Below are 26,489 nucleotides of genomic sequence, written 5' to 3'. Positions count from 1 at the left end.
CGTGGATAATCTTTTGCGACACCACGGGGATGAGCCAAGCGAGAGGGCGGAGACTGTGGGTAGAGACGTGCCGCGGAGGAGGTTTCTGGCCGGTTTGGGGGCGGCCGGCGCCACGGCGTTCGTGCCGGGCTGTTCGGGTAGCGAACGCAGATCGGACTCAAATGTGTTGGAAGTATGGGGTGGCGTACCGGCGGCTTCGGGGCCGGCCAAGGTCGTCGAAGCGTTCCAGCGCAAGTTCCCCCAGTACAAGGTGAACTACACGAGGTTCATCAACGATGCCCGAGGCAACCTGAAGGTGGACACCGCCCTCCAGGGCGGCCTCGGGATCGACGTCTATTTCACCTACTCCCCGGCGGCGCTGGAGTTGCGCGCGGGTTCGGGTCTGGCCGCGGACCTGACTGATCGCGTGGCTGCCGATCCGGACCTGCAGGTGTTCCTCGACACCGACCAACCTCGAGCGCATATCGACCGCGGCCGGATCAAGGCTCTCGCAACGGCGCGCGAACCGTACTTCGTCCTGTTCAACGAGAAGCTGCGCAGCCGCGCCGGTGTCGACCTGCCCGATCGGTGGACAGCGGACGAGTTCCGATCGGTGGCTCGCAAGCTCACCAGCGATCGCACGGTGGGCACCTTCATCGTGCCCGACTACGCCAGGATCGCCCTCGGCCCGAACTACTGGTACCGCGCGGACGGGCGGTCGAACTTCGACCATCCGGTGTTCGAGAGCACCTTGGCGATCGGACGCGAGATGATCGAGGACGGCAGCGCGTTTCGCTGGTCCGAGGTGCTCGCCCGCCGCTTGCTCGCGTATCCGCAGAACCTGTTCCTGAAAGAGGAGTTCCACCTGTGGACGACGGCGTCCTTCAGCTTGCGGTACCTGCGCGACGCGGTGAAGTACCCACATGACTTCACGGTGGACTTCGCGCCGGCCCCGACAGTGCCGGGTGGCGGCGACTGGAACCTCGGCGCCTACAACAACTTCATCATGATGAATCCGAAATCCGCCAAGACCGAGGCGTCCTGGCAGTTCGTCAAGTTCTGGCTCACCGAAGGTGCGGCGCCGATGCTCAGCGGTGGCAAGCTCCCGGCGCTCGGAACCTTCCCCGAGGACAAGCTCATCACCGGTTTGCTGGGTGACGAGCCGGACAGGTACTTCGACCTGGACTCGTTTCGCCGCGTGGTCCTTGCCGACGAAGCGAAGCTCTCGACCGACACCCTGCTGACCGGAACACCCGAGATCAGTCTGTCCTACGGTCAGCAGCGCGACCTCTGCTGGATCGGCGAGAAGTCCCCGAGGTCGGCGATTCGCGAGGTTCACCGCCTTGCCGACGCCGCGATCGCCCGCAACCGAGGGAGTGCCTGATGGCCATCTCAGCCTCACCCGTACCGGCGCCGACCACCGCTGGGCAGCCGGCCCGGAGCGCGGGGTCGGCCGACTCCGGCATCCGGCCCCGCGGCTGGACCGGATTGGCGTTCATCGCGCCCAATCTGCTCGGGGTTCTGGCCTTCACCTTGATCCCCCTGGTCAGCGTCATCGCGCTGGCCTTCACCGAGTGGAACCTGGTCTCGGGCCTGCGCGGCATTCGCTTCGCGGGTCTGAGTAACTTCCTCGCCATCGCGCGCGATCCTGGCTTCTGGAACTCCGTCGGCCTGACTGTCCTGTACGTCGGTGTCAGTGTTCCGGTGACCGTCGGGCTCGGCCTGGCGTTGGCGATCGCACTGAACCGGCCGCTGCCCGGCAGGGCGATCCTGCGCGCGATCTTCTTCGTTCCGTACATCGTGAACACGGTCGCGATCGGAATGACCTGGCTGATGCTGATGAATCCGAAGTCCGGGTTGGTCAATCAGACGCTGAGCATTTTCGGCCTCCAGCCAGGCTGGTTCGCGTCCTCGTACTGGGCGTTGCCGGCGCTGATCCTGATGGCGGTCTGGGGTGGCGTGGGGTACTGCTCGCTGATCTACCTCTCCGCACTTCAGGATGCTCCGAGTCAGCTCTACGAAGCGGCGTCCATCGACGGCGCCGGAGCGTGGGCGAGATTTCACACGATCACCTGGCCGTCGGTGTTACCGACGACGGTGTTCCTGATGGTGACGCTGATCATCGGGACCTCGCAGGGCTTCGGGTTGATCGCGCTGATCACCGCCGGGGGGCCAGGTGACTCGACCACCACGGTGTCGTACTACATGTATCAAACAGGATTCCAGTTCTACCGCTTCGGCTACGCCTCCGCGATCGGTCTGGTGACCTTCGCCGGCGTCCTGCTGCTGACCTTGGTGACCTGGCGAGTACAGCGAGGAAGGGCCCTCAATGACTAGGACCGTGAGTCAGACTCGGGCGGCGACGGCCCGGTGGTATTGGGGCATCCCGCTGTGGATCCTCGCGCTGGCGTTCCTGGCGCCCTTCGCCTGGATGCTGTCGACATCGCTGAAACAGGATGTGGATGCCTTTCGGGTACCCATGCAGTGGATCCCGGACGACGCCCAATGGGAGAACTACAAGGCGGTACTGACCGGAGCGACGTCCGTGCTCCCGGCGTTCGGTCGCTCGGTGCTGGTGGCCCTGGTGCGAGTGTCGGGTGAACTCGTCACCGCAACGATGGCAGGTTATGCCTTCGCCAGAATGAGCTTCCGCGGCAGGGACCGGGTCTTCCTGATCTATCTGGCCACCGCGATCATCCCGGTCCAGCTGCTGCTGGTGCCAAGGTTCATTTACTTCCAGAAGGTGGGACTCTACGACACGCTGTGGGCCCTCATCCTGCCCGGCATGTTCACCGTGCTCGGCACCTTCCTGATGCGTCAGTTCTTCGTCAGTCAGCCGAACGAGTTTGCCGAATCGGCCCGGATCGACGGCGCGAACGAGTGGCAGGTGTTCTACCGGGTCTACCTGCCGTTGGCCACCCCCGTGATCAGCGCCCTGGGAATCCTCGCGTTCGTCTGGTCCTGGAACGACTACGAGACGCCTCTGGTATTGCTCAGCACTCCCGAGCGGTTCACCTTGCCGCTCAGCCTGACTGCCTTCATCGACGAGCAGGGCGCGCCCGCGCCGGGCCTGACGATGGCGGCGTCCGTCGTGTCGATCGTGCCGGTTCTGCTGGTCTTCGTGGTTCTGCAACGCAGATTCATCGCGGCGATGACGCATACCGGCATCAAGTGAGAAGGGAGACCTGAGTGCTGATGACCACGGGCAGTGGCCGAGGTGTTAGGACTCAGGTCACCCATGGGTGAAGATCGCGAGATGGGACCAGAGATTCAACGAGCGGATACCCCGAGCCCGCTGCAGACGGTCAGGCAGGCTCTCCCACAGCTGAACGACGCCATGCACCGGGTGGCGGAGCAGATCCTGTCGGATCCGGACAGCGTTGCCCGGGGATCCATCACCAAGCTGGCCCAGGCGGCACAGACGTCCCCGGCGACCGTGACCAGATTGTCGACCCAGTTGGGTTTCGCCGGCTATCCGGCGTTCCGGGCGGCACTCGCCGTCGAGGTCGGTCGCGATCTGCAATCCGGGTGGACCAACGACATAGGTCTCGCCATCGGTCCGGACGATCCGCCGGAACAGGTGCTCGGCGTCCTGGCGAGTACCCAGGCAAATGCACTTCGGAACGCGCTGGCAGCGGTCGATCTCCCCGCGGCGGCACGAGTGGCCGAGGCGATCGCGAACTCACGGCGTACTCACATCTACGGGGAATGGGGGGATGCGGTTCCGGCTCGCGAGCTCTACATCCGCCTCCTCCGGATCGGTATCCCCGTCTGGTTCTTCGATGGACCGCAGGCGGCCCGCATGGGGGCGGGCCTGCTCGACGAGCGGGACGTCGCGCTCGTGATCTCGCGGGCCGGAAACGACGAGTCGACACTCGAGTTCGTTCGCCGTGCTCGAGCTGAAGGTGCGCTGACCGTAGCCATCACCGGTGTGACGGACTCATCGATCGGGACTGCCGTCGACACCTGTTTCGACACCGGGACGCCGGTCGGTAGCACCTGGACAGAATTCTTCGGGGGCCGGGCCAGCGACACCCTGGTCGCAGCCTTGTTGTTCGTACTGGTCGCGCAGAAGGTCCCCGACCATCTCACAGCGAACCATCCGGACGGACCGGCACAGCCGGTCGTCCGTCCGGACACTCCATCGCGAAGGTGACCCATGCAACAGCTTCACGTCCAGTCCGATCTGACTGTTGTCGGCGGGGGCCTGGCCGGCGTTTGCGCGGCGATCGGCGCCGCCCGGCAGGGCAGTACGGTCGCGTTGATCCAGAATCGGCCTGTCCTCGGCGGCAACTCGTCCAGTGAGGTCCGGGTCTGGGTGTGCGGTGCGACCGCGCACGGCGTCCAGCATTTCGCTCGGGAGACCGGGATCATGGGCGAACTGCTGGTCGAGAACCAGTTCCGCAACCCGGACGGCAACCCGTACTACTGGGACCTGGTGGTACTCGAGGCGGTGCGCGCCGAGCCGAATATCGCGCTCTATCTGAACACCGATGTCCGCATCGTCAATGCCGCCGAAGGCGCCATCATCTCCGTGGTGGGCTGGCAGATGGGCGCGGAGAAGGAGATCACCTTCGCCGGCCCGATGTTCGTGGACTGCACCGGCGACGGTTTGGTGGGTTTCCTGGCAGGGGCGGACCATGCGACCGGGCGAGAGCCGCGGACGAAGTACGGCGAGAGCTGGGCGCCCGAAGTGCCGGATGACAGCACGCTCGGCAGCACGATCCTGTTCTACACCAAGGACGCCGGTCGTCCGGTCAAGTTCGTGCCACCTTCGTTCGCGAGAGACATCACCAAGACCTCGATCCCGGAGCGGCGAGTGATTCGAGCCGATCATTACGGCTGCGCGTACTGGTGGATCGAGTGGGGCGGCGAACTAGACGTCGTCCAGGACAACGAGCTCATCCGTGACGAGTTGCAGGCGGCGGTCTACGGGATCTGGGATCACCTCAAGAACTCCGGCGAGTACGACACCGAGAATCTCACGCTGGAGTGGATCGGGTCGGTGCCGGGTAAACGAGAGTACCGGCGTTTCCTGGGCGACCACGTTCTCACTCAGCAGGACATCCTCGGCCAGGAGCTGTTCGAGGACCGGGTTGCCTTCGGTGGCTGGTCGATCGACCTGCACCCGCCCGGTGGAATGTACGCCACCGAGAGCGGCTCGAAGCACTGGCACCCGGCCGGCGTTTATCACATTCCGTTGCGGACGCTGTACTCCCGCAATGTCGAGAACATGTGGATGGCGGGCAGGAACATCAGCGCGAGCCATGTCGCTTTCGGCTCGACTCGGGTGATGGCGACCTGTGCGGTGCTCGGCGAAGCGGCCGGCATCGCCGCGGCTGTTGCTGTGCAGGCCGGACTGACGCCGCGGGATCTGGCAACGCGGCATTATGGACTGGTCAAGAAGGCGCTTTGTCGTGCTGACGCCGCTGTGATGGGCCTGGCCGATGAAGATCCCGAGAATCTGGCGCTGTCGGCAGCCGCGACTGCGAGCTCGACGCTGCGCGATCTCGAGGTCAGCATGTCCGCCGGCACCTGGCGTCTTGAGACCGATCTGGCCGTAGTCGTACCTGTTGACCCCGCGTTGGAGGGCCTCGAGTTCCTGGTCGACGCTGCAGCGGCGACGACCTTCTCTGTGGAGCTGCATGATCCGGTCGCGCCACAGAACTATCTGCCGCTGCGGAAGCTCGCTGAGTGGACCGTCACAGTCGAGTCCGGTGAGAAGCAGTGGGTGAAGACGCAGGTCGAATGGCGCCCGGAGCATCCTCAGAACGCGGTCGTCGTCCTGAAGGCCAATCAACAGCTCACAGTGCACGTTGCGGAGCAGAGAATGCCGGGGACTGTCTGCTATGCACGCCGTAACCCGGCGCCGGACGAGGAGTACGTCGAGCAGTTTCTGGAATGGAAGCACATCCTGCCGCGAGGCGGGCTCTGCTTCCGTGCTGCGCCGGAGTCCCATGCCTACTCGCCGGACAAGGTGGTCGGAGGGTTCGCGCGCCCGTACGGCGGTCCGCAAATGTGGGTCTCCGACGATCTCGTGCGGGATGCGGCTCCCTGTATCGAGCTTGCCTGGGCTCGGCCGATCGAGGTGGCTGAGGTGGTGGTCCTGTTCGATGACGACGTCGACGAGGATCTGATCAACCTCCATCACCATCGCACCCCTTTCGACGTCCTCCCGACCCTGGTTGGAGACTACGAAGTCCAGATCACGGCCGGCGACGGCAGCTGGCGGACCGTCGCTGTCGTGACAGGTAACAGACAGCGCCGCCGGACGCACGGTTTCGAGACCCCGCTCAGTCTTTCCGGCATTCGGGTCCGGGTGACGGCAACCAATGGGGCTTCGCGCGCGCATCTGGTCTCCATACGCGTCTATGGCCCCGAGCAGGCAACGCAGTCCGATGGCAAGACCCAGAGGCGCCGCCACCCCCGCTCGTGGTGACGGCGCCGGCCTGGATTGACTTAGGGCTCGCGGAACCCAGCGGTCCAAGGAGTGGCGCCGAATTCGTAGGCGCCGACGTCGGGGGTGCCGACTGCGTTCGTGGTGATGTTCGGGATGGCCTGGCCCGCATCTCGCGCCGCGGATCCGCTGGTGAGTTGGTAGTTGTGCGCGCCCGCATTCACGAAGCCCGGGTTGGTGCCCGGTTTGATGTTGTTCTGGTCGACCGAGCCGGTGGCGGTGAAGTTGCCGGTGGTCGCGAGGTTGTTGATGAAGCTGTTGGTTCGATCGCCGCCGGCGAACGTCGTCGCCTGTCCGCCGCCGACCGTGTTGTTGTAGAAGCGGTTTCCGCCACCGCCGTTGGCGAAGAAGGCGGCCTGCTTCACGGTGTGGACCACGTTGTGGTGGACGGTGAAATTCGAGGAGCCGTTGTCGAGGTAGACACCCTTGGCGGTGTTGTTCGGGTGCAGCTTCGGCCCGGTGGTGAGGGCGTTGTAGAAGATGTTGTGGTGGATGCTGCTTCCGCGGCCGTTGATGTGGCAGCACACATAGGTTCCGCCGAGATCGGTGTTCTGGATGCCGAAGTTGTAGACCCGGTTGTAGGAGATCTCGTTGTCGAAGAACTGTTCGCCGCCGTAGGTGTCCTTGACCAGGATGCCGTCGCGGGCGACGTCGTAGATGGTGTTGTTCTTGACCAGCTGATTGCTGCCCTGGATGTAGATGCCCGCGGTGTAGGCGCCGAAGTAGTTCACGTCGTGGATCAGGTTGTTCTCGGCGACGTTGTTGTTGCCCTGCACCGAGATCCCGTTGCCGGCGCTGTAGGTGATCTTGCTGTTCTTGAGCACGTTCCGGGAGCCGTTCAGGATGATGCCGGTGTCGGTGGTGTGTGCTCCGTAGGGCCCGACGATGCCGCGTTGTCCGGGGACGTGCGGGAGGGTCATGAAGTGCGACACGTATCTCGCATCGATGCCGTCGATGACCAGATTCGACGAGCTCCCGTTGGTCTGGATCGTTGCGGCGAAGACATCGATGCCCTTGACGGTGATCCACGACCTCCCGCTGAGATCGAACGCGAAGCTCCGCTGTTTCGCCAGTACGTTGGTCGGCGAACCGCCGCCGGGCGCCCAGAGGTAAAGCCGCCGGGCGGCGCCGTCGTAGTGCCACTCGGAGGCGGTGTCGAGGAGTCCGAGCTTCCCGCTGATGGCGAACTTGGATTGCTCATCACCCTGCAGACAGTTCCCGGGGCAACCGTAGTCGGCGCCGGTCACGTCGAGCTGGCCCGCTCGCGAAGCGGTGACGGTCCCGGACTGAGCGATCCACCGGCCTCTGGAGATGTGCCACAGAGTCGCCCCGGTCCAGTCTCCGGACGGAAGGGTGGACTCGAAGACCTTGTTCTGGGTGGTGCTGTTGTCGGCAATCGCGCCGGTAGGTCTCGACGGGTCGGATCCGGCGTTGGGCCAGCGAGCCTGCGTCTGCATGTTTCGGTTGACGAACACCTGATTGGCCAAGAAGCCACTGGGGTTGTGCTTGTCGGTGGGAAGCTCTACATCGGCGCGGTAGATGTTCCCGGAATGTTGCGTCCATCCGGTGACCGCATCGGCCCCGCTAACTGTGACGGACTCGCCGTTGTAGGGCTGGAAGGTGATCCGGCCGCTCTGACTGCCGCTCCTCGGTGGTTTGACTGTCTCGTAGTAGGAGCCGGCGCGAATGTTGCAGGTGTCACCAGCCACCGCGACACTTGCGCATTTCTGAATCGACCGGAACGGACCTTGGTTGCCGGACCCTCTGCTGGCAGCAGTGCCGCTCCAGCTGTCGTCGCCCGAGGTCGCCACGTAGTAGCTGACTGCCGTGACACCCGCTACCGCTGGGGATGCCGACCCGGCAACTACTACAGGTGCCACCAACAGCAAGAAGCCGCTGGCCCAGACCGACGATCTCAACATCTTCATCTCGTAGCCCTTCCTCGTCAGCCCACGCCGGACTGAGAAGCAGATGAGGTCACCAGCACCGCGTCACAGCGCGGGTGGTGGACGAGGGAGGACTTGTCAGGCCAAGTTCTCCAATGTCTTTGCGTGAAGTCATCATGAAGTTGACCCACCTAGGCGTCAAGGGCTCATGTCGAACGTAAAGTTATAGGAGAACTATTCACATCCCGCGGGCACTGTTCCTTCGCGGAGCCGATGGAATTCGCCTGACCCCGCTCGGCGCCGACTTCGTCCAGGAAGCGCGCGGCGTAGGACGGTCAAAGAAGCCGAGACCTTGCTCTCGCTGCTCGACTCCGGGGAAAACGACCTGGCGGTTCTGTGACAATTCCCAGGTGCGCCACTGGCTTTACGTCCGGTGTCGGTTGATCCGGGATCCGTTCTTCATCGGTCTCCCGGTCGCCGGATCGAGGACCTGATCGCCGTGGTTGCTGCCGGCTACCTCGATCTGGCCCCGTTGGTGTAGCGAGCAGGCCGTCCAGCGCGGCGGCTAACGGCTGATCGTAGTTGGTCGGAAATGGAGTTGCTCCGAGGTCTCGATACGAGACACTGTGCTGATGAAGTCAACGTTCAGGGGCACAGATGAGTTACATGAAGCCCCCGGTGTTGCGGTCGTGATCGACGTGATGCGTGCCTTCACCGTGACAGCCTGGGCGTTCGCGAAAGGTGCTGAGCGCATCGTCTTCGCTGAAAGCCTCGATGACGCACGCGAGCTGAAATCACTGCATCCGGAGTGGCTCACCCTGCAGGACGGCGCGCCCCTGCCGGGGTTCGATCTGGTCAACTCGCCTGCGGTGATCAGGGCGGCGGAGCTGGGCGGCCGGACCATAGTTCAAAAGTCGACAGCCGGTACTGTCGGTGCTTTGGCCGCCTCCGACGCGGACGTCCTCCTCTGCGCGAGCTTCGTCGTCGCCGGTGCAACCGCGGACTACCTACTGGAGCGAGGGCACCGGGCTGCAACATTCGTCATCACCGGTGACGGTGGCCGTGCGGATGAAGACCTAGCCTGCGCCGAGTACATCGCCGAACGGTTGCTGAAGACAGAGCCGGCACCAGACCTGTACCTCAGGAAGGGGCGTGAATCCATCGCCGCGCAAAAGCTGACTGCGCGGGCGCTGCGTGGCGGAGCGGGCGTAGATCCCGATGACGTTGACCTGTGCGTCGAGTTGGATCGCTTCGCCTTCGCCATGCTCGCGACCACGGAGGACTCGCGCCTCGTCCTGAGGCCCGTTTGCTCTCCGGCAACCCAAGGTCGCGGCGCGCTCATCTGACCTTCGGCGGAAGCTTGTTCGTCGACTCGCAGGTAGGTGGTTACCGTGGCGTAGTCGGTAAGATGGAGGACTCTGCTGAGTGCCGTGTTGGTAAGCGTTTGGGGTGGATATGCGTCGTCGCCTGGTGGTCGGAGTTGCTGTTCTTGCGGCGATTGGCGGAGGGGTCGGGTATGTGGTGTTGAAGCCTGAGCCGCTAGAGCTGAGCGACTTCCAGCGGATGTGTCAGGCGCCGGAGCCGTTCCCGGATGCGGCCGCCTACGGTGGGCCGCCGCCGCATCCCATCGAGAACGTGGGCGGGTTGATGTCTTATGACCGCGACGACCAGGTCTGGTTTCCGGCGCGAGCCGAGAGCGTGCAGTTGGTGAGCTGCGCGAAGCGGGTCGGTCGGGGCGGGTTCGTGAAGCAATGTGAGTACGTACGGGAAGACGACCCGACGAAGACTGTTGCACACGTGATCAGTCTGTACCGGGGCTTGCACGAGATCTCGGTCTACGAGGCTCGAACAGGCCGGAAGATTGCTTCGTCGCAGGTCGAGGGGACGTCGTTCGTCGGGAACTCCGTGAAGCCCGACGATGATCCCTGCAAGTCTGTAGTTGGCGAACTGGAACAGCAGAGCGTCACCGAGCACGAGAGTCAGCCGTCGGAAGCGCAGATGCGCGCTGCTCTGGAGCCGTACGTCAACAAAGCCGGGTAGTAGCCGGCGAAGTGCTTGCCATCGCGTGAATCAGCGATGGACGACCAGGCCGACATCGTCAGGCGGGATTGCGCCCGAAGATGCTCCCTCGATCAGCGTGCAGGGGAAACGACGGACGGAGCTCGGCCTGGCCGTGGGGGAGCTGTCCAGGAGGGCTTCGGCCGCTGCGTGCCCCAGGTCGCTCAGCAACGGGTCGACGGAGGTCAGGTAACGATCAGGGCTGCCGCTGTACTTGGCAGAGTTGTCGTAGCCGACCAGGGCGACGTCGTCGGGCACGCGGACGCCGGATTTCTCGAACGCGCGCGCTATCCCGAGCGCGATGTAGTCGTTGCCGCAGACAACGGCGTCCAGTTCGCCGAGTCGGTCGAGTAGCTGCTGTCCGGCGCGGTACCCCCAAGGGATCGTCCAGTCGCCGTACATGGGTTCGAACGCTGCCTGCAAGCCGACTGCCGCCAGGGCCTGAGCGACTCCTCTGCCACGCTGTTGCACAGCCCGTGAATGTTCCATCGCTGTCACATAGGCGATTCGTTGCCGTCCGGTGCTGATTAAATGCTCGCACGCGAGCCGGCCGGCCTGCTCGTCGTCCGGCAGGAAGCAGGTATCGGTGGGATTGTCCGAGATCCCGAAGACGTGGACCACCGGCGTGGTGAACTGATCGGAGATCGATGGGAAGGGGACGTCGGTGCCGTCGCCGACCACGATGACGCCGTCGACTTTCCTGGCCTGGAGGCTGCGTAGGTTCCCGGGCCTGGCGCTCGGATCGTCGCTGTCGTCGTAGACCAGGGAGGCTACGTTGTGCCGACTGAGCGCCGAGATGATGCCGGTGATCACCGGGGTGGAGAAGTTGCCGCTGGCCTTCTGGGCCAGTATGCCGGCGGTGAAACTGCGGCCGAGGGCGAATGACTTGGCCAACGCGTTGGGCCTGAAGTCGAGTTTCTCGGCTTCGGCGAGGATCCGGCGCCGAGTGCTCTCCGACACCGTCCCGTTGCCGTTGAGTACTCGCGATGCCGTCGAGACCGAGACGTTGCTCGCCTTGGCGACGTCGCGCAGGGTCGTCGCCGACCCTGCGCGATCGCCGGATGCCTCGCGTTTGCCACTCACTGCTCGCCAGTCTCCTCTATGAGCTTGATCAGGTCGACCGTGGACGACCACTGCGGATCCACCTGTAGGGGAGACGCACCGGCCGCGGCGCGAACTCTGTCAGCCACCATTGTCCTCGCGAGGGCAGCGGCGGCGATCTGGCGCTGTCTGGCGTCCGTCAGCTTCAGACCGGTGACCGCGCGAGGATGGTCGGCGACGGCCTTCGCGAAGGAGGAACGGTCATCGATGAGGTCTTCGGCCAGGGCTGCCTCGGCGACTGTTGCGGCGTTGGCAGTTTCCAGCGCTTCGAACTGCACAAGTGACCTGTTGACGGGACCGTAGAGGACGTCGCCACGTTCGGACGCCGCCGCCCGCGTGGACCGGTCGGTCTGCCACCGCTCTACCAAGCTGCTGAACGTCGGGTCCGGCAGGATGCCACGTCGCACGGCGGCGAGCCGTTGCACGATTCCCTCCGCACAGCGTTTGCCTCCGACTTGCACGAGCCGCATCTCGACGAGATCGTCCACACCCGGGCCGTGTGCCGTGCTGACCCGCACTCCCTCTTTGGCCAACTGGTCGAGGGCAGCAGCGCGCACTTGCTGGATGCAATACACGAGTTCGGCTTCGCTGACGTCCACACCCGCAATCTTCGCAGCAGTGATCTCCATCCGCGCGCGTTGCTCGGTACGACCCTCCGGGGCGCGCTCGGAGGAGCACGCCGCCGGAGTGATCGCCAGCAGGCCGATCGCCGGAAGAGCGAACAGTCTTCGGAGCAGCCTGGTCCTCATCTGTGCTGTCAGCTCGTCCTGCGCAGGCTCAGGGTGTCACAGAAGCCGACATCGAGACCGGTCTCCTTCAGGCAGAAAACTTTCGCGCTGGTTGAGGTGCTCCCCAGCGTGAACGGCACGGAAACGCGTGTCCAGGCACCGGCCGTCACCGCGGAGTACCGTTCCGCGCCGCCGAAGTTGTAGACACCGATCCGGACCTCCTCGCCCGGTGTCACCACCCGTGCCCAGCCCGTCAGCTCGTAGCTCGCGCCGGCGACGAGCCCGCTGACCGTCTGCTCCAGGCCGCGATGGCCGTTGGGGCTGGTCTGCAGTGCGAATCGCCCGCTCTGAGATCCCTGGGCGACGACGAAGTTGTCATCCCAGTCGGCTGCCGTTCGAATGTGCTCCCAGGGGCTCAACCGACCGCTCTCGAAGCCACCGTTGCGGAGCAGCGGCTCGACCGAGATGTCGTCGCAGGAAGCTCCGGCGCCCGACGGTTGGTAACAGTAGATGAGCGCGCTCGTCGAGGACGGCCCGGTGGTGAACGCGACGCTGCGTTCGGCGTACGTGGTGTTGGCGAACTGGGTGAAGGTCTCGGGGCCGCCGAAGGATTTGACTCCCAGATAGGGACCGTTGGCGGCAACGTTGGCTCGTGCCCAGCCGGTCAACGTGTACGTCGTATTCGGCTGTAGTCCGGCGACAGTCTGCTCCACCGCGCCCGGACCCACACTCGCGCCGCTGCCACCTGTGCGCGCGGCACCTGCAGAGGTAGCTGCGGTTCCGGCCGCGGACCATCCGGCCAGGCCGCTCTCGAACCCACCATTGGTGACCAGCGGGCCAGGTGCGGGGGTGGCCGTTACGGCCGGACCGTTGTAGGCGCCGATGTTCGGGTTGGAGGTCGCCGAAACGGCGTTGCCCCAGTAGTCCCGGCCTCCGTTGTCGCTGATCAGGCGGCCGGTCGACAGCGCCGGGGAACCTGTCGCCAGCCGATATCCGTTGACGGTTCCAAGGCCGTCGGCCCCGGTGCCGGGATCGGATAGCCGCGGATCCGCGTTGATTGCGTTCCGATCGGCAGCGGGTCCGTTGAATCCGCTGTACACGTTGCGGTCGACCACGATGCCACGGCCGGTGTCGAACCGGGTCAGCCCTGATCCGACGAAGATGTTGTTGGCGATCAGCGAGTTCGCGGGGAAGTGCAGGTCGAACGGCCGGCCTTCGTTGTACAGCGTGTTGTTGTACATCTCGAGCCGCACGTTGCCACCGGCCGAGTTGATGAGGCCCTCGCCTTGCGCCACGTTGTAGCGGATGATCAGCTTCGGTACGTCGGTCTGTCCTGGCCCGAAGCAGGTCAGGCACTCGAGGTAGAAGCCGCCGGTGTTCTCATGGCTGTAGTTGTACTGGTAGGTGCACGAACCGGTGATGCCCCAGTCGCAGTCCCATCCCATCGAGTCGAGCGACGGATAGGTGCGGGCGGACTCGTTGAACTGAAAGAGGGGATTGGCGCTGGTGTAGGCCCAGATCCCTGCGATTGCCCCGCGGAACACTGCCGCATAGCCGGCATCGAAGCTGGTGTTGCGCTCGACGAGTGGATTCTCGGACACTCCGACGAGGATGGAGTCGGCGGCCGCGCGGGTCACGCTGTTGCCGCGGATCAACACATTGCGGTTGTGGTTGATCGTGTCGTCTCCGTTGGGCGCGCCGACGATGGCGATCCCCATGGCTTTCACGTCCCGAACGGTGTTGTTCTCGATGGTGACACCGTCGAAGTATCCGGTGAGCCCGGATGCCTTGGCCGGTAGCCGAACTTGAATTCCGGCCGTGACGTAGCGGTCCGGTGCGTTGCGGTCGGAGCGCCCGGTGACGTCGTGAACGGTGAGGTTGGTGATACGGATCCCGTTGTGAACCGAGTTGCCGGTGTTCTCGACCAGGAGCCCGCTGCGCTTGCCCTCGGTGGCCGCGATGTTGGTGAGTTCGAGCCCGTCGACGGTCCAGTGGCTGACGTTTCGGAGCAGCACCGCTGCTTCGGTGGTTCCGCCGCCATTGATGATCGGCTTGGCGCCGGTGCCGTAGGCGCCGAGGACGATCGGAGAGCCGGCGGTGCCGCTGCCTGTCGCGGTGAACGTGCCGGAGCAGACGGTGCCCGCCCTCAGGCGCAGCGAGTCAGCCGGCCCGAAGGCGCCGCCTGGCGGGGCGACAGCCGCGAGCGTTGACCATGGACTGTTCTGGGTGCCGTTTCCGTTGGCGCCTGCGGAGCAGTCGACGTAGTACGCGGTGGATGCGGCCGTCGCCGGCGATGCTCCTGCCAAGACGGCGACTGTTCCGAAGACGACCGCAGCGGCGGCCGTTGTGGCAATGGCTCGAAGTGACCTTCGATGGTGTTCCGGCATGGTGACTCCTTCGACGTGCTGGAGTGGCTCCTTCGTTGACCTGCTCATGACTTGACGGCGCCGGCGGACATCCCGGCGACGACGTACCGCTGCAGTACGGAGAACACGACCAGTAGGGGCAGCGCACCGAGCAGAGCAGCGGGGAAGAGTGTCGTGGGCTCGACGGTATTCGGGTCGATCAGGGCATAGGCGTTGGCCATGATCGTGCGATTTTGCTCGCCTTTGAGAAATACGAGCGGAACGATCAAGTCATTCCAGACGACCAGTGAGAGGAACGTCGACAGCGTCGCGGTGACCGGAGAGAGCAGCGGGAAGATCACGGTGAAGAACGTCCGGAGCAGGCCGGCCCCGTCGAGAGTCGCAGCCTCTTCGATCTCCGTCGGCACCTGCCGCAGGAAGCTGGTGTAGAAGAAGACGGCGATCGGCAGGTTCATCGCCGCGTAGACGAGGACCACGCCGAGATGGGTGTTGAGCAGCTGAAGGTCGCGCATCAGAAGATAGAGCGGCGCGATCAGCACATAGACAGGGATGGTCGTTCCGATGATGAAACACCGGTACACCGCAGTGGTCCAGCTCTTCGTGATCCTGGAAAGCGGGTAGCTGGCCATTGCCCCGACGACGATGGTGACAATGCAGGAGGCGGCCAGGATGACGACGGTATTGAGAACACTCTGGGCGTAGTCGATTCGGCGGAAGGCCTCGACGGTGTTCTCGAAGGTGAGCCGTCGCGGCCAGGCGAGCGGATCGGCGGCGACGTCGGCCGCCGGGCGAAGCGCCGTGAGAACAGCGAAGGTGAACGGCAGCATCAGCAGCGTCACCCCAACCAGCAGCGCGACGTCACCTGCGCGGCGCTTGAGCGTGTACCAGTGCGGCATGTTGAGCTCCTAGAGTCGCTTCTCGCGCAGGCGCAGAAGCGAGGTGGCGACGGTCCCGAGCGCGGCGACGACGACCAGCAACAACACCGCGACGGTAACGCCGTAGGCGAACTCTCCGGCGCCGCCGAAGATCTTTCGGTAGATGATCAAGGTGAGGGTGGTGGTCGAGCCGGCGGGACCGCCGTTGGTCATGACGAAGGGAAACTCGAACACCTTCAGCGATCCGATCAGCGACAAGGTGATGCTGACGGTGAGGGAGGGGGCAAGGAGCGGCCACTCGATGGACCAGACCTTGCGCCAGCCGGATGCGCCGTCGACATCGGCCGAATCCAGGACGTCACCTGGCAGGGCGAGATAGCCGGCCAGGAAGATCGCGGCCGAGTAGCCGCTGAACATCCAGATGTTCACCAGGGCGATCGCGCCCAGGGCGGTGTCGGGATCGCCGAGCCAGATCCTGGTCAGTGACTCGAGTCCGGCCTGGGTCAGGATCCGATTGACAGCGCCGTCCGGTGCGTACAGTGCCGAGAAGATGAAGGACGCCATGACGGGAGCGACAAGCGTCGGCAGCAGGACGAGAACGCTCACCGTCTTACGGATCCGGGGGCGCAAGTAGAGAGCTCTCGCCATCACGAAGCCGAAAGCATTCTGGACGATCACCACGACGAAGGCGTAAACCACCGTGACCATCGTCGCCCGGATGACCTCGCTGTCACCGAGGAGCCGGGCATACTGTTCAAGGCCGACGAAGTCGGCCCGCGGGCCGCCGCGGCTGTTGGTGAAGCTCAACCAGAGCCCGTTGGTGAGTGGATAGATCAGGAAGATTCCGTAGACCGCGACCGCGGGCAACAGGAAGCCGGCGGCCGCCAGCGGACGTTTGGTGATCACAGAATGCCCTCGAATGTGATGGAGGCGTCAAGGCGTGCGCGGTCGGTTGATCAGTTTGCGCGCTTGGCGACGGTGGCCATCTCTTTGAGGAAGGCGTCAACGCTCAGATCGCCGAGGAACACGGCCTGCAGCCGGGAGCCCAACTTCGACTGCACGTCGCCGGCCATCCAGGTGTTCGTCTGCATGAAGCGGTAGTTGCCCGCGACGTACGACGCGACGAAGAGACGGTTCGCGTCGGTGGTCGGGTGCCTGCCACCCTCGAAGGGAGAGATCGCGTTCTCGGCCTCGAGGAACTGACCGAGGTTCTCCGCTTTCGACCAGAAGTCGACGTACTTCTTGGCTGCGTCCTGGGCCTGGGAGCTCGCGTTGACCGCCCACATGGTGCCGACGAACAGTAGCTCGTTCGGAGGTACGCCGGCCGCACCGCCCGGCCAAGCCGTGAAGCGGGTCTGGAGATTCTTCATCCCCGACAGGTTCCAGGCTCCCTGCAGCCAGAAGCCGGTGTCGCCGGCCTTGAACTTCTCGGCGCCCGCACTCCACTCGTCCTCGCCGAGTGCGGTCTTCCAATCGATCAGACCGAGTCGCTGGAGCTCGAGGAGCTGCTCGACAGCAGGCTTGTAGGCGGAGAAGTCCGCGGCGCCGTCGTAGAACGACTTGTCCCAGCCTGCGTCGACCAAGGTTGCGGCAGCGTTGAGCAATGCGACGGATCCGGTCCAGCCGCCCTTGTTGGGCAGCGCGATCGGAGTGTGGCCGGCGGCCTTGAGCTTCTTGAGGGCGGCTACGAACCCGGGCCAATCAGTCGGAGGTGCACTGATACCAACCGATGCGAGCAGCTTGGTGTTGGAGTAGAGGCCGACGCCGATCGCCTCCATCGGCATTGCGACGACCTTGCCGTCGTGACTGGCGAACGGCTTGATTTCAGGAACGATCTGATCGGCCCAGGCGGAGGCCGAGAGGTCTGCCAGGTAACCGGATTCGCCCCAGGTCCCGAGCAGCCCGCTGTCCACCATGAGGACGTCGGCCGCGTCCCCCGCCAGGAGCTCTGGCTGAACCCGCTGTGAGTACGCGTCGTTGGCCGGAATCGGATCGAACTGGACGTCGATGCCGGGATGCGCTTGCTCGAAGGCCGCGTTGATCTCGGCGACCTTCGCCGGCTCGCCCTTGGTGCCCTTCCAGCCGTAAACCCGCAGCACGGTCTGACCGACGTCGTTCGTGGCGCCGGACTGTGGGGCGCAGCCGCTCAGCAGGAGCGTGCCAACGACTCCTGCTGCGACCATGCCGCGAATCCAGTGGCGAGAGTTGTGCAGAGTCATCCGATGTCCTTGCGATCAGGGGGCGGCTGTAGTGAGACGCAGACCCGTTAGGCAACCGGTTGCCTAACGCTGAAAACCGAGGTTAAGGTTGCGCCCTCAGCCTGTCAATACATCGGATCTGTTTCGGATTGTCGTCTCGAAGGGGAGTCATGTCAGCTGCCATCCCATCCGCGGACCGCTCGCTGCCGTCGTGGTTCCGCGACGCGTCGTTCGGGCTGTTCATTCATTTCGACCACGCGAGTCAGCAAGGGATCGATCTCTCCTGGCCGATGGTCGGCCTGACCTCCGATGACGGAACGGGCGCGCGCCGAGTCGACGTCGTCGACTATGCTGCGACCGAGTCGACCTTTGATCCAGTGAGCTGGGATCCCCAGGCCGTTGCCCGGCAGGCGAAGTGTGCGGGTATGGGGTACGCCGTTTTCACGACCAAGCACCATTCCGGCTGGGCGTCCTGGCCCAGCCGCGCCACGACCCGATCGATCGCGACATCGCCGTACGGACGCCGCGGTGGAGATCTGGTCCGCGACTTCGTCGAGGCCTTTCGTGCGGAGGGCCTACGGATCGGCTTGTATTACTCGTTGTCCGACTGGTCCGACCCCGACTATCCGGCCTGGCAGCCGGAGTTCCAGCCCTACTCCTTCGAGGGATACCCGCGGCCGGCTCCGGACAGCTGGGAACGCTACCTACGCGGGCTGCAGGGGGAAATCGGTGAGTTGCTGACGGACTACGGGCAGATCGACCTGCTGTGGTTCGACGGCGGCTGGGAGCGCAGTCCAGAGGAATGGGGAAGCCGCCGGCTCGAGGAGCAGGTCAGATCGCTTCAGCCCGATATCGTCATCAACAATCGGCTGCCTGGAGTGGGCGACTACGCGACACCTGAGCAGGCGGTGCCGGGGACGCCTGTGCAAGGTCCGTGGGAGACCTGCATCACCATGAACGGGACCTGGGGCTGGAGCCCGGAGGACACTGACTACAAGTCGGCTGCAACGATGGTCAGGACGCTGGCAGAGTGCGCTTCAGGTGGTGGGAACCTGCTGCTCAATGTCGGTCCTGATATGTCCGGCGCCCTGCCGGAGCTGGAGGTCGAGCGGCTTGCGGCGATCAGTGACTGGATGCAGGTCCACCGCGATACCGTGATCGGGACGCGTCCGGGACTTGAACCCTGGCAGTTCGCCGGCCCGACCACCCGCAGGCCGAATCGGATCTTCCTTCACCTGACGGCCTGGCCTCATGAGACGACAGTCGTCCGCGGTATCCCCGCCCGTCGGGTTCGCAGCGTCCGGCTGGTGACGACCGGGGAGGCTTTGAAGTTCCGGGTGGAGATCGATCCGGCCCATGCGCGCTCGGAGGATCCCTTGGGTTCGATCGTCATCGATGTTCCCGCCGCGCGTCCCGACACGCTGCTCCCGGTGATCGAAGTGCTGTCCGAATAGAACGTGTTCCCCGGCTGCTGCGGTTGTTCGATCACGACAGCAACGCCGGCGAGCCCGATCCCGGCGTCCGTCGACGGACTGGCAGCCCCGGGTCGTTTGCCCGGGGCTGCTCATCGTCATTGGCCGATGCCGTAGGAGATGTAGCGGGTTTGGCCGTCGGGCATGCGGAGGTGGAAGCGGCTTTCGCTGGGTCGGTAGATGCCGAGGTCCGTGATGCCATCGCCGGTCCAGTCACCGGTCACGGGGATGTCGCCGGGCGCGCCCCAGCTGAAGTAGGTGGGTTGGCCGTTGGGGAGCCGGAGGTGGAACCGGCTCTCGCTGGGACGGTAGATCCCGAGGTCGGTGACGCCGTCGCCGCCGAAGTCGCCGGTCACGGGGATGTCGCCGGGCGCGCCCCAGTCGAAGTAGCGGGGCTGGCCGTCGGGCATGCGGAGGTGGAAGCGGTTCTGGCTGGGGCGGTAGATGCCGAGGTCGGCGACGCGGTCGCCGTTCCAGTCGCCGGTCACAGGAATGTCGCCGGAGGCGCCCCAGTTGAAGTAGGTGGGTTGGCCGTTGGGCAGGCGGAGGTGGAACCGACTTTCGCCGGGGCGGTAAATGCCGACGTCCGCGACGCCGTCGCCGGTCCAGTCGCCGGTGACGGGGATGTCGCCGGCGGCGCCCCAGTTGAGGTGGAAGGTCGTGGCATCGGGCCGCCGGAGGTGGAAGCGGCTCTCACTGGGGCGGTAGACACCGACATCTGAGACCCGGTCGCCGCTCCAGTCGCCGATCATCGGGATGTCACCTTGGAGGCGGGCGGTCCACCAGGTCGTCTGCTTGCGCGCGCCGGCCCAGCTGAAGGTGAAATGGATGTGGTCGGTGTGTGGGCTCGGGCCGGTGTAGGGCTGCCAGGTGGCGCCCGGGCCGGAGATCTCGATAATGCGCCGGTTCCAGATCGCGTACCTGATGCCCAGCCGGCGGGCCATCGCGAACTGGTTGCCGTACTGGTCGGTTGCCAGCAGCCAGCCGAGTACATCATTGGCGTTGGCAGCGTCCGTCGCATTGTTGACATTGAAGTGGTAGTCGAGGGCGCGGCCCTCCTTGTGCTCGCTGGTGCCGCCATCGGCGCAGGCGCGGACGATGCCCGCGGTGTGATTGCCGTAGGTCTGGTTGAGCAGGTCCCGGAAGTCGAGTACGCCGGGCTTCGCCGTCGGGTCACAGGTGCGCTGCGGCTCGCTCGGCGGGTACGCGTCGATGCTCGGTCCGAAGCGTGGGGTGGCAGGGGCCGCGGCGGCCGGCGAAGCGACGGTCAGCAGCAGGGCCAGAACGATTCCGAGGATGAGAGCTTTCAATGATCGTTTCATGGTGTCCTTGATCGCTAGGACGGACGTTCCCGAGGCCGCTCAGCGTAAGAACGAAGTCACCCCCCGCAAGCGCGCCTGTCCTGAAGATGCCACTACTCCTGTCGGGGCGCCGATCGTCATTGGCCACTTGGCGCGCGAGGCGCGGGAGAACCGTCGTCGAGGGTTTCGAGGAGTTCACGCATGGCGGTGAGGGCTGCGCGGGCCGCGGCCGTCGTGCCGGGGAGGTCGCCGGCTTCGGCGCGGGTGATCAGTGTGTGGGTGCGGGTCAGGACGCTGTGGTGCAGGCCGCCGGCGATTCGCAGCCGTTCGGTGTGGACGTCGTACGCCGTCGCTCGCACCAGCTCCGCGAGTGTGGCGCCCGTCTGGTCCGACTCGCGGAGTCGTCGTCGCCGAATCAGTTCGCCGACCATCCAGCAAAGTCCGAGCGGAATCACCAGCGCGAACGTGCTCAGCAGACCCGTCATGACCGGGAACGCCCAGCTGTCCGGATCATCCGCAGCCGGAGCTACCGCAAGTAGCGCACCACCTGCCTGGCCAACTCCGGCCGCGGCGATGAGCACCGACAGCCAGGTGAGCTTCGGGACGCCGCCGTACGCCGCCACCGCGTAAACGGCGGCCGCTGACGCGAACAGGCTCAGCGCGAGAGCGGAGGCGAGTGCATCGGACAGCCACTCGAGGCCGATCATCAACGGCCACAGCCAACCCGCGGCGGCGACACCAGCCAGCACGGTCCATGGCCGTTGCCGGCGATCGCGCAGGAGCAGACTGGGGATCACCGCTACCAGCAATCCCAAGCTGAACGTCGCCGCGTCGACTTTGGCGTCGGCGAGCATCGCGCCGGTGCCGCCGACCGCGGGTGTCGCGACGGCGAGCAGGACGCCGGTCTCGGGCAACCATCGATCCCGCCATCGCCCGATGCCTTCGCGCGAACCAACGTCGGACGATCCGGCCGCGAACGAGCCATTCGAGGGGGAGCGCAGCCGAGCCTGCACCCGCCAGCTGCCGTCCGGCCCGGGGCCCGCGGTGAGCGTCCCGCCCAACGCCTCGGCTCGGTCCTTCATACCGGCGACCCCACGTCGACTGCCCTGACTGGACGCCGCCTCGGTCGCACGGCCGTTCTCGACCAGTACGTCGACCTGGTCGCCCGTCCGCGTCACCAGAACCCGTACGGCGGCGCCCGGTGCGTGCCGCAACGTATTGGTCAGCGACTCCCGGACAATCCCGAAAACGGCCTCGCCGACCGCTCCGGTCAGCTCTGGCGTGACGTCGACGACGATCTGCTGACCGAGCCGGCTGAACGCCTCGGCCAGCTCGGTGATCCGGCCGACGACCGGCTCCTCCTCATGAGCGTCCCCGGTCTCGAGGATGGCCACGAGCTCGTGCAGTGAACGCAAGGTCTCCCGTCCGGTCTCGGCGGCGTACGTCAGTGCGTCGTCCGACAGATCGGGGCGGGTCGCGGCCAGGCGCTCGGCGGCGCCGCCGCTGACCACGATGGAGGTGAGGTGGTGTGCGCTCACGTCGTGCAGTTCGCGGGCGAGCCGTCGTCGTTCGGACACAGCGGCATCGGCCCGTCGGGCCTCGGCAGCGCGGATCTGCTGCGCCGACTCCGCCTGCAGTGCGAGGCGAGGCCGGCGTCCGAACCCAAGCATCAGAACGAGGCCGTACCCGATCAGGCCGAGCGTGGCTTCCCCGACAAGCGCCAGCCCACCGAGGGAGGCCGCCATGGTCAGGGTGTTCACGACGGTCTGGACACTGACCGCCCACCAGCCAATGGCCGGTCGGCAGCGCGCCGCAACGGAGTACAAGGCAACGATCTCGGCCGGCAGCAGGAACAGGTCCTCCTGGGTGATCGAGAAGTAGGCGACCAGTTGGACTGCGGTCACTACCGCGAAGGTGGCCAGCGGGGCGCGGCGCCGAAAGCCCAGCGCGGCAGCCGTGACTGCGGACACCGCTGCGCCGGTGACGACCTCTGCAGTACTCAGCGGCTGGTTGAATACCTTCGCGAGTCCGGGTGACACCAGGATCCAGGTGATGCCCAGGACGATCGGCAGCAGCCAGTTGCGGACATGTTCCATCAGGGCCAAAGCATAGGCGTCTCTACCCGCCGAGCCTGTTTCTCTACCCAGCGATAGAGGCCGCCGATCGTGCTCCGGACGGACGCGGACGACGCCCGTCCGTCAGCATCCTGAAACCATGACAACCGCCTATGAGGTTCAGCAGGTCGGATACGAACGACTCGCCCGAGTGCAGGGCCGGCACAACTGGTGGCGGCCGATCGTCGGCACGGTCGTCATCGTCGTCGTATTCATGGTCGCGGCCTTCTTGGTCCTCGGCCAGTCGGCGCTGATCGGTTTGCTGCTGAAGATCCCGTTCGGGGATGACGAGCTCCCCAGATTCGATGCCCGTACCGCGCTCGTGTTCGACACGCTCGTGGTCGCGATCCTGCTCCCCGTGCTCGCGCTGACTGTCTGGCTGGTACAGCGGCGCACCTGGGGATCGATCACCTCGGTCACCGGCCGCCTGCGCTTTGCCTGGCTGGGGAGCTGCCTCGCCGTTGCCGCGGTCGTCTCCACACTCACCTTTGCCGTCATGGCGATTGTGGGCGGTGGAGTCTCGTCGGTGGTCGACGCGAGCGGTCCTTTGGTCGGTATTGGGCCGTTCTTGCTCAGCCTGGCTGTACTGGTCCTGCTGGTCCCGTTGCAGGCCGCGGCCGTCGAGTACATCTTCCGCGGCTGGTTCCTGCAGGCCATCGGCTCGTTCGTCCGCCGGCCGATTCTGGTGATCATCCCGCAGGCCCTGCTGTTCGGGGCAGCGGATGGCTGGGGCAGGCCGTGGACCTTCGCGGCCCTCACGGTCTTCGGACTGGGCCTCGGCTGGCTGACCATCCGCACCGGGGGCCTGGAGGCTGCGATCGCCCTGCATGTTGCGAGCAACCTGACCTCGATGACCCTGTCGGCGGCGTACCAGGACGGTCTGACCTTCGAGACCGCAGCCGACCTGCGCTGGGAGTTCGCGCTGCTTGAGATGACGATGGTCGCCGTCTTCGTACTCCTCATTCTTGGCCTCGCCAAGCGCCACAAGCCGGCCCGCTTCACTCCTCGTAGCGCGTCGGCATCCTCGGGCACAAAGTAGGCTCCGTCCGCGGGGCAAGTGGTCGTCAAGTTCGTACTGTTGCGCGAGGATGCTGAGGGAGGGGCGTTGGTGCAACGATGGCTGCCTTCTTCCGGTCCGGTGGGCCGGGTGATCATTTGGGGGGAGCAGTGTCGCCGACCGTGCGGGCAATGTTGCAGGGGTTGCTGATTTATGGCGCGGTTCTGGTGGTTGTGCCGTTCGTGACGCTGGCGTTGATGGCCCTGCTCAGTGGGGTGCTCACGCCGATCGAGAAATGGCAGCGTAAGCGGAAGCACCGGAGGGCTTACCGGCGTCGGAATCAGGCCTCGTAGGTGGGGTCGAGATGGCGGGGGAGTAGGCAGCGCCGGCAGCGGGCGCCGTCGGTGAAGTCGTGGTCCCAGCCTTGCCATTGGACGTAGCCGCAGCGAATGCAGAGCTCGATCTCGGTGCAGGTGTGACGCTTGATCGCAGTTCTCGGTGTCGGTGCGGCCGGCAGTTGGTCGCCGGCGTATCTGTGGAAGTCGTGCTGGGTCGAACGTTCTTGTTCGCCGCAGGTTGTGCAGGTCTTGGTGCTGGCGCACGAGGCTGGGTCGGGGCGTTGTTCGGTCCAGTCGTGAATCAGTGCTGAGCGGAGCTCGTGGCGGCAGCGTCGGCAACGCCGGACCCGGAGGCACGGGTTCGCCTCGTCGGCGGCGATCCAGCCGGGCTCCGGGCTGTGCAGGGTCAAGCGGCACAGCAGCGGCGGGCGGTCGGCACGGGGGACGGCGGCCATTCTCGGAGTATTCACGCGGTGCAGGTCCACGTCCAGCGCTGAACCTGCTCCGCGACTTCTGATGCGGGGATGATTGATCAGCTCGCTGCTGGGCTGCGAGAACTACGACGGCTGCCAACGGATCGGGTCTATCAGCTCAGGCTCCTCGACCGTACCGGTGCAGCGTGCTCGCTCGGACTTGTGAGCGGCGAAGCGACGAGCGACCAGCTCCGGGTCGTCGCCGGCGGAGTAGCCGGCGCCTCGGCATTCAGCCTGACGGTTGAGCCCCGGAACGGCTCGATCGAACCGACGCTGCCGCTGTCTGCCACCGTAGCCCTGACGTGACGTCAGGACGGCAGGTCCGGTCAATGAGGTTACCGCTGGGTTTCTCCTATCCGCGGTGACGAGGGCACCGAAGAAGCGATGAGTCGCCAAAGCCAAAGTTCGGGTGCGAACCCGCCGGTGAGGACCTGAACGGCGACGAGGTGCGGTATCTGTCGAAGGAGAAACTATTGCGATTGCGTCATCCTGCGAGTCGCTAGTCCGGCTCGCGGGGAACTGATCGACCAGCTGCCGGTGCGTCACCCGCGGCCTATCGCAGGCCTGGCCGGAGCCGCTGGTCGGTCGTCACGCCGGAGCGCTGAGGTGCTCCTGAGTGCACCACCGCGCGTACGGCGTGACGAACGCGTGCTTTCCCCGGACGTCGAGCCTCGGGTTCACCACAGCCGGCCTGCTCCCCGAAGGTCAGCCAGAGACGGTGTTGCGCACCGTCGGACCAAGAGGGACGTCCGGGGAAAGCGCCGCCGGACCTGGCCTGGCCGGACGATCCCGCCGGAGCGAGACTCGAGCTCGATGTGAATCTTGGCAGGCACCGGGAGCGAGGCAATCGGGATCTGGCCACCAGGAGCAAGCAGATGGGCGACGAGCGGGAACGTGGCGAAGTACCGCGCGCAACGTCGCAGCGCACTTCCTCGACTGACCCCTGGGCGGCTCGTGGGTGGGCTCTCACACCTGTTCGGCCGGATGGCGGTTGGTCAGGTCGAGGGTCATGACCGTGCTGCGGTAGGTCTTGCCGGGCCATTGGACGGAGTCGACCGGGGTGAAGCCCCCAGCGGTGATAGAGACAGACGAGGTCGGCCGCGGGGACAGCGGTGTCGACACCGATCGTCCGGGCCGAGAGATCGATTGCGGCCTGGCGGCCGATCTCCCAGAGACGGCTGCCGATCCCGGTGCCTTGATAGGGCGGAGCCACGGCGAGCTGGCTGAGCCACGCGCAGCGCGGAGTACGGGCGTGTTCGGTCAGCTCGACCAGTGCTGGTTCTGGCGGCATGCTGATGGTGATCGTCGCGATCAGCTCGCCATCTTGCTCGAACAGCCAGCAGTTGCCGCCTTCGGCTCGGCGTAGCGTCGTCTCGTCGTACTGGTCGACGGCAGTGAAGTTCAGTCCGCGGTGGCCGAGGTCGGCGTACGCGTCGTGCAAAGCTTGGTCAGGCGGGACGTGTCGGCAGGGGCGAAGGGGCGGACGACGGGACTTGCGGTGGTCATGAGCCGGCTCATGGGGACACGATGAGGACCAGCGACTGAGAACGAAGATGGCCGTACTTGTCGTCCCAGACGCCGCTAGCCAGGTCGTCGCGAAGGCGCCGCTCGAACCGCTCGTGCACCTCTGGGGCGACGAAGCTCCACGCGGAGTTGGCCTTGCGGGCTCCGGGGTCGAGTCGGATCACAGGTCAGTACAGCGACCGGTCCGTGGGTGACTCGGCGTACTTCGGCGAGGCCGGCCGCGAGATCGCTCCACTGGTGGACGGTGAATGTGGCCATGGCGGCGTCGAACGGGTTGTCCTCGAAGGGCAGGCTCTCTGCGGTTCCGTCGATGGCCACGACTCGGTACGCCGGACGCTGGGCGCGCATCTTCTCGGACGGCTCGATGGCCGTCACCTCGAGATCAGCGGGCTCGTACGAACCCGCGCCCGCGCCGATGTTGAGGACCGAGCGGGCATCGCCGAGCGCGCTACGGATCGCGGTTTCGAACTCCGGCTCAGGCCGGCGGTACGAGGTGTACCCAGCTCCGATCCGCGCGTAGTCCGCGTCGCCTGCGCTGCCGTCCGTGGAGCGTCTACCGGTCGGGTCCTGGGTGCTCATCAGGCTCCTTTGCTGTGGAGTTCCTGAGGCAGACCCTACGGTA

The 26,489-nt window shown here is 65.5% G+C and carries 23 protein-coding genes and 1 pseudogene; 11 read left to right on the top strand and 13 right to left on the bottom strand.

Annotated features, from left to right (window positions below; all coding sequences use genetic code 11):
* Positions 1-55 precede the first annotated feature (55 nt).
* From ACZ6ZD_RS21960 to ACZ6ZD_RS21940, 5 genes are all read left to right on the top strand, one after another.
* Positions 56-1,363 carry an ABC transporter substrate-binding protein gene (locus ACZ6ZD_RS21960; RefSeq protein ID WP_465674878.1) on the top strand — a complete coding sequence of 436 codons (1,308 nt, stop codon included), beginning with the start codon at positions 56-58 and terminating at the stop codon, positions 1,361-1,363.
* Complete coding sequence (locus ACZ6ZD_RS21955; protein WP_465674876.1) at positions 1,363-2,316, top strand: carbohydrate ABC transporter permease; 954 nt, start codon at positions 1,363-1,365, stop codon at positions 2,314-2,316. The genes ACZ6ZD_RS21960 and ACZ6ZD_RS21955 overlap by 1 nt, the downstream gene beginning before the upstream one ends.
* A gap of 4 nt (positions 2,317-2,320) precedes the next feature.
* The gene (locus ACZ6ZD_RS21950) at positions 2,321-3,154 is read left to right on the top strand and encodes a carbohydrate ABC transporter permease (protein WP_465674874.1); all 834 of its coding nucleotides are present in this window, start codon (positions 2,321-2,323) and stop codon (positions 3,152-3,154) included.
* Positions 3,155-3,235: 81 nt separating this feature from the next.
* Positions 3,236-4,135 (top strand): MurR/RpiR family transcriptional regulator, encoded by a 900-nt coding sequence (locus ACZ6ZD_RS21945; RefSeq protein ID WP_465674872.1) that lies wholly within the window; start codon positions 3,236-3,238, stop codon positions 4,133-4,135.
* A 3-nt stretch (positions 4,136-4,138) separates the two neighbouring features.
* Positions 4,139-6,418, top strand: coding sequence for an FAD-dependent oxidoreductase (locus tag ACZ6ZD_RS21940; RefSeq protein WP_465674870.1), 2,280 nt, complete (start codon positions 4,139-4,141; stop codon positions 6,416-6,418).
* A 20-nt stretch (positions 6,419-6,438) separates the two neighbouring features.
* Here ACZ6ZD_RS21940 and ACZ6ZD_RS21935 read toward each other — a convergent pair whose 3' ends face one another.
* A complete protein-coding gene (locus tag ACZ6ZD_RS21935; protein WP_465674868.1) occupies positions 6,439-8,145 on the bottom strand; it encodes a right-handed parallel beta-helix repeat-containing protein in 1,707 nt (568 codons plus the stop codon).
* An 809-nt stretch (positions 8,146-8,954) separates the two neighbouring features.
* Here ACZ6ZD_RS21935 and ACZ6ZD_RS21930 point away from each other — a divergent pair.
* Together ACZ6ZD_RS21930 and ACZ6ZD_RS21925 are read left to right on the top strand one after the other, a co-directional pair.
* On the top strand, positions 8,955-9,668 hold the full coding sequence (locus ACZ6ZD_RS21930) for a 2-phosphosulfolactate phosphatase (protein ID WP_465674866.1): 714 nt from the start codon (positions 8,955-8,957) through the stop codon (positions 9,666-9,668).
* Between the two features lie 109 nt (positions 9,669-9,777).
* Entirely contained in the window at positions 9,778-10,362 is a 585-nt protein-coding gene (locus ACZ6ZD_RS21925) for a hypothetical protein (protein WP_465674865.1), read from the top strand.
* A gap of 30 nt (positions 10,363-10,392) precedes the next feature.
* Here the strand turns inward: ACZ6ZD_RS21925 and ACZ6ZD_RS21920 are convergent, their stop codons facing one another.
* From ACZ6ZD_RS21920 to ACZ6ZD_RS21895, 6 genes are all read right to left on the bottom strand, one after another.
* The gene (locus ACZ6ZD_RS21920; protein WP_465674863.1) at positions 10,393-11,463 is read right to left on the bottom strand and encodes a LacI family DNA-binding transcriptional regulator; all 1,071 of its coding nucleotides are present in this window, start codon (positions 11,461-11,463) and stop codon (positions 10,393-10,395) included.
* A complete protein-coding gene (locus ACZ6ZD_RS21915) occupies positions 11,460-12,230 on the bottom strand; it encodes a hypothetical protein (RefSeq protein ID WP_465674861.1) in 771 nt (256 codons plus the stop codon). The genes ACZ6ZD_RS21920 and ACZ6ZD_RS21915 overlap by 4 nt, the downstream gene beginning before the upstream one ends.
* 8 nt (positions 12,231-12,238) lie before the next feature.
* On the bottom strand, positions 12,239-14,515 hold the full coding sequence (locus ACZ6ZD_RS21910; RefSeq protein ID WP_465674860.1) for a carbohydrate binding domain-containing protein: 2,277 nt from the start codon (positions 14,513-14,515) through the stop codon (positions 12,239-12,241).
* A 125-nt stretch (positions 14,516-14,640) separates the two neighbouring features.
* The gene (locus ACZ6ZD_RS21905; protein WP_465674858.1) at positions 14,641-15,471 is read right to left on the bottom strand and encodes a carbohydrate ABC transporter permease; all 831 of its coding nucleotides are present in this window, start codon (positions 15,469-15,471) and stop codon (positions 14,641-14,643) included.
* Positions 15,472-15,480: 9 nt separating this feature from the next.
* Positions 15,481-16,356 carry a carbohydrate ABC transporter permease gene (locus ACZ6ZD_RS21900; protein WP_465674856.1) on the bottom strand — a complete coding sequence of 292 codons (876 nt, stop codon included), beginning with the start codon at positions 16,354-16,356 and terminating at the stop codon, positions 15,481-15,483.
* Between the two features lie 50 nt (positions 16,357-16,406).
* Positions 16,407-17,669, bottom strand: coding sequence for an ABC transporter substrate-binding protein (locus tag ACZ6ZD_RS21895; protein WP_465674854.1), 1,263 nt, complete (start codon positions 17,667-17,669; stop codon positions 16,407-16,409).
* 149 nt (positions 17,670-17,818) lie between these two features.
* Here ACZ6ZD_RS21895 and ACZ6ZD_RS21890 point away from each other — a divergent pair, with 149 nt between their 5' ends.
* Entirely contained in the window at positions 17,819-19,102 is a 1,284-nt protein-coding gene (locus tag ACZ6ZD_RS21890) for an alpha-L-fucosidase (protein ID WP_465674852.1), read from the top strand.
* Between the two features lie 116 nt (positions 19,103-19,218).
* Here the strand turns inward: ACZ6ZD_RS21890 and ACZ6ZD_RS21885 are convergent, their stop codons facing one another.
* Complete coding sequence (locus ACZ6ZD_RS21885) at positions 19,219-20,442, bottom strand: VldE C-terminal domain-containing protein (protein WP_465674850.1); 1,224 nt, start codon at positions 20,440-20,442, stop codon at positions 19,219-19,221.
* Positions 20,443-20,558: 116 nt separating this feature from the next.
* Complete coding sequence (locus ACZ6ZD_RS21880; RefSeq protein WP_465674848.1) at positions 20,559-22,517, bottom strand: sensor histidine kinase; 1,959 nt, start codon at positions 22,515-22,517, stop codon at positions 20,559-20,561.
* Between the two features lie 118 nt (positions 22,518-22,635).
* Here ACZ6ZD_RS21880 and ACZ6ZD_RS21875 point away from each other — a divergent pair, with 118 nt between their 5' ends.
* Complete coding sequence (locus ACZ6ZD_RS21875; protein ID WP_465674847.1) at positions 22,636-23,574, top strand: lysostaphin resistance A-like protein; 939 nt, start codon at positions 22,636-22,638, stop codon at positions 23,572-23,574.
* 77 nt (positions 23,575-23,651) lie between these two features.
* Entirely contained in the window at positions 23,652-23,885 is a 234-nt protein-coding gene (locus ACZ6ZD_RS21870; protein ID WP_465674845.1) for a hypothetical protein, read from the top strand.
* On the opposite strand, the gene ACZ6ZD_RS21865 is transcribed toward ACZ6ZD_RS21870, so the two are convergent.
* The gene (locus ACZ6ZD_RS21865) at positions 23,873-24,325 is read right to left on the bottom strand and encodes a hypothetical protein (RefSeq protein WP_465674843.1); all 453 of its coding nucleotides are present in this window, start codon (positions 24,323-24,325) and stop codon (positions 23,873-23,875) included. The two genes, ACZ6ZD_RS21870 and ACZ6ZD_RS21865, sit on opposite strands and share 13 nt — an antisense overlap.
* Positions 24,326-24,394: 69 nt before the next feature.
* On the opposite strand from ACZ6ZD_RS21865, the gene ACZ6ZD_RS21860 reads away from it, so the two are divergent.
* Positions 24,395-24,649, top strand: a complete 255-nt coding sequence (locus ACZ6ZD_RS21860; RefSeq protein ID WP_465674841.1) for an anti-sigma factor — start codon at positions 24,395-24,397, stop codon at positions 24,647-24,649.
* A gap of 660 nt (positions 24,650-25,309) precedes the next feature.
* On the opposite strand, the gene ACZ6ZD_RS21855 is transcribed toward ACZ6ZD_RS21860, so the two are convergent.
* From ACZ6ZD_RS21855 to ACZ6ZD_RS21845, 3 genes and pseudogenes are all read right to left on the bottom strand, one after another.
* The gene (locus ACZ6ZD_RS21855) at positions 25,310-25,465 is read right to left on the bottom strand and encodes a hypothetical protein (RefSeq protein ID WP_465676105.1); all 156 of its coding nucleotides are present in this window, start codon (positions 25,463-25,465) and stop codon (positions 25,310-25,312) included.
* 4 nt (positions 25,466-25,469) lie between these two features.
* Positions 25,470-25,784 (bottom strand): annotated as a pseudogene (locus ACZ6ZD_RS21850) (GNAT family N-acetyltransferase); the annotation flags it as partial.
* 140 nt (positions 25,785-25,924) lie between these two features.
* The gene (locus ACZ6ZD_RS21845) at positions 25,925-26,446 is read right to left on the bottom strand and encodes a class I SAM-dependent methyltransferase (RefSeq protein ID WP_465674839.1); all 522 of its coding nucleotides are present in this window, start codon (positions 26,444-26,446) and stop codon (positions 25,925-25,927) included.
* Between the last annotated feature and the right edge of the window lie 43 nt (positions 26,447-26,489).

The organism is Kribbella sp. NPDC104218, assembly GCF_055584105.1.
The sequence above is the reverse complement of the archived record's forward strand: the minus strand, read 5'-3'. Positions and strand labels throughout refer to the sequence as shown.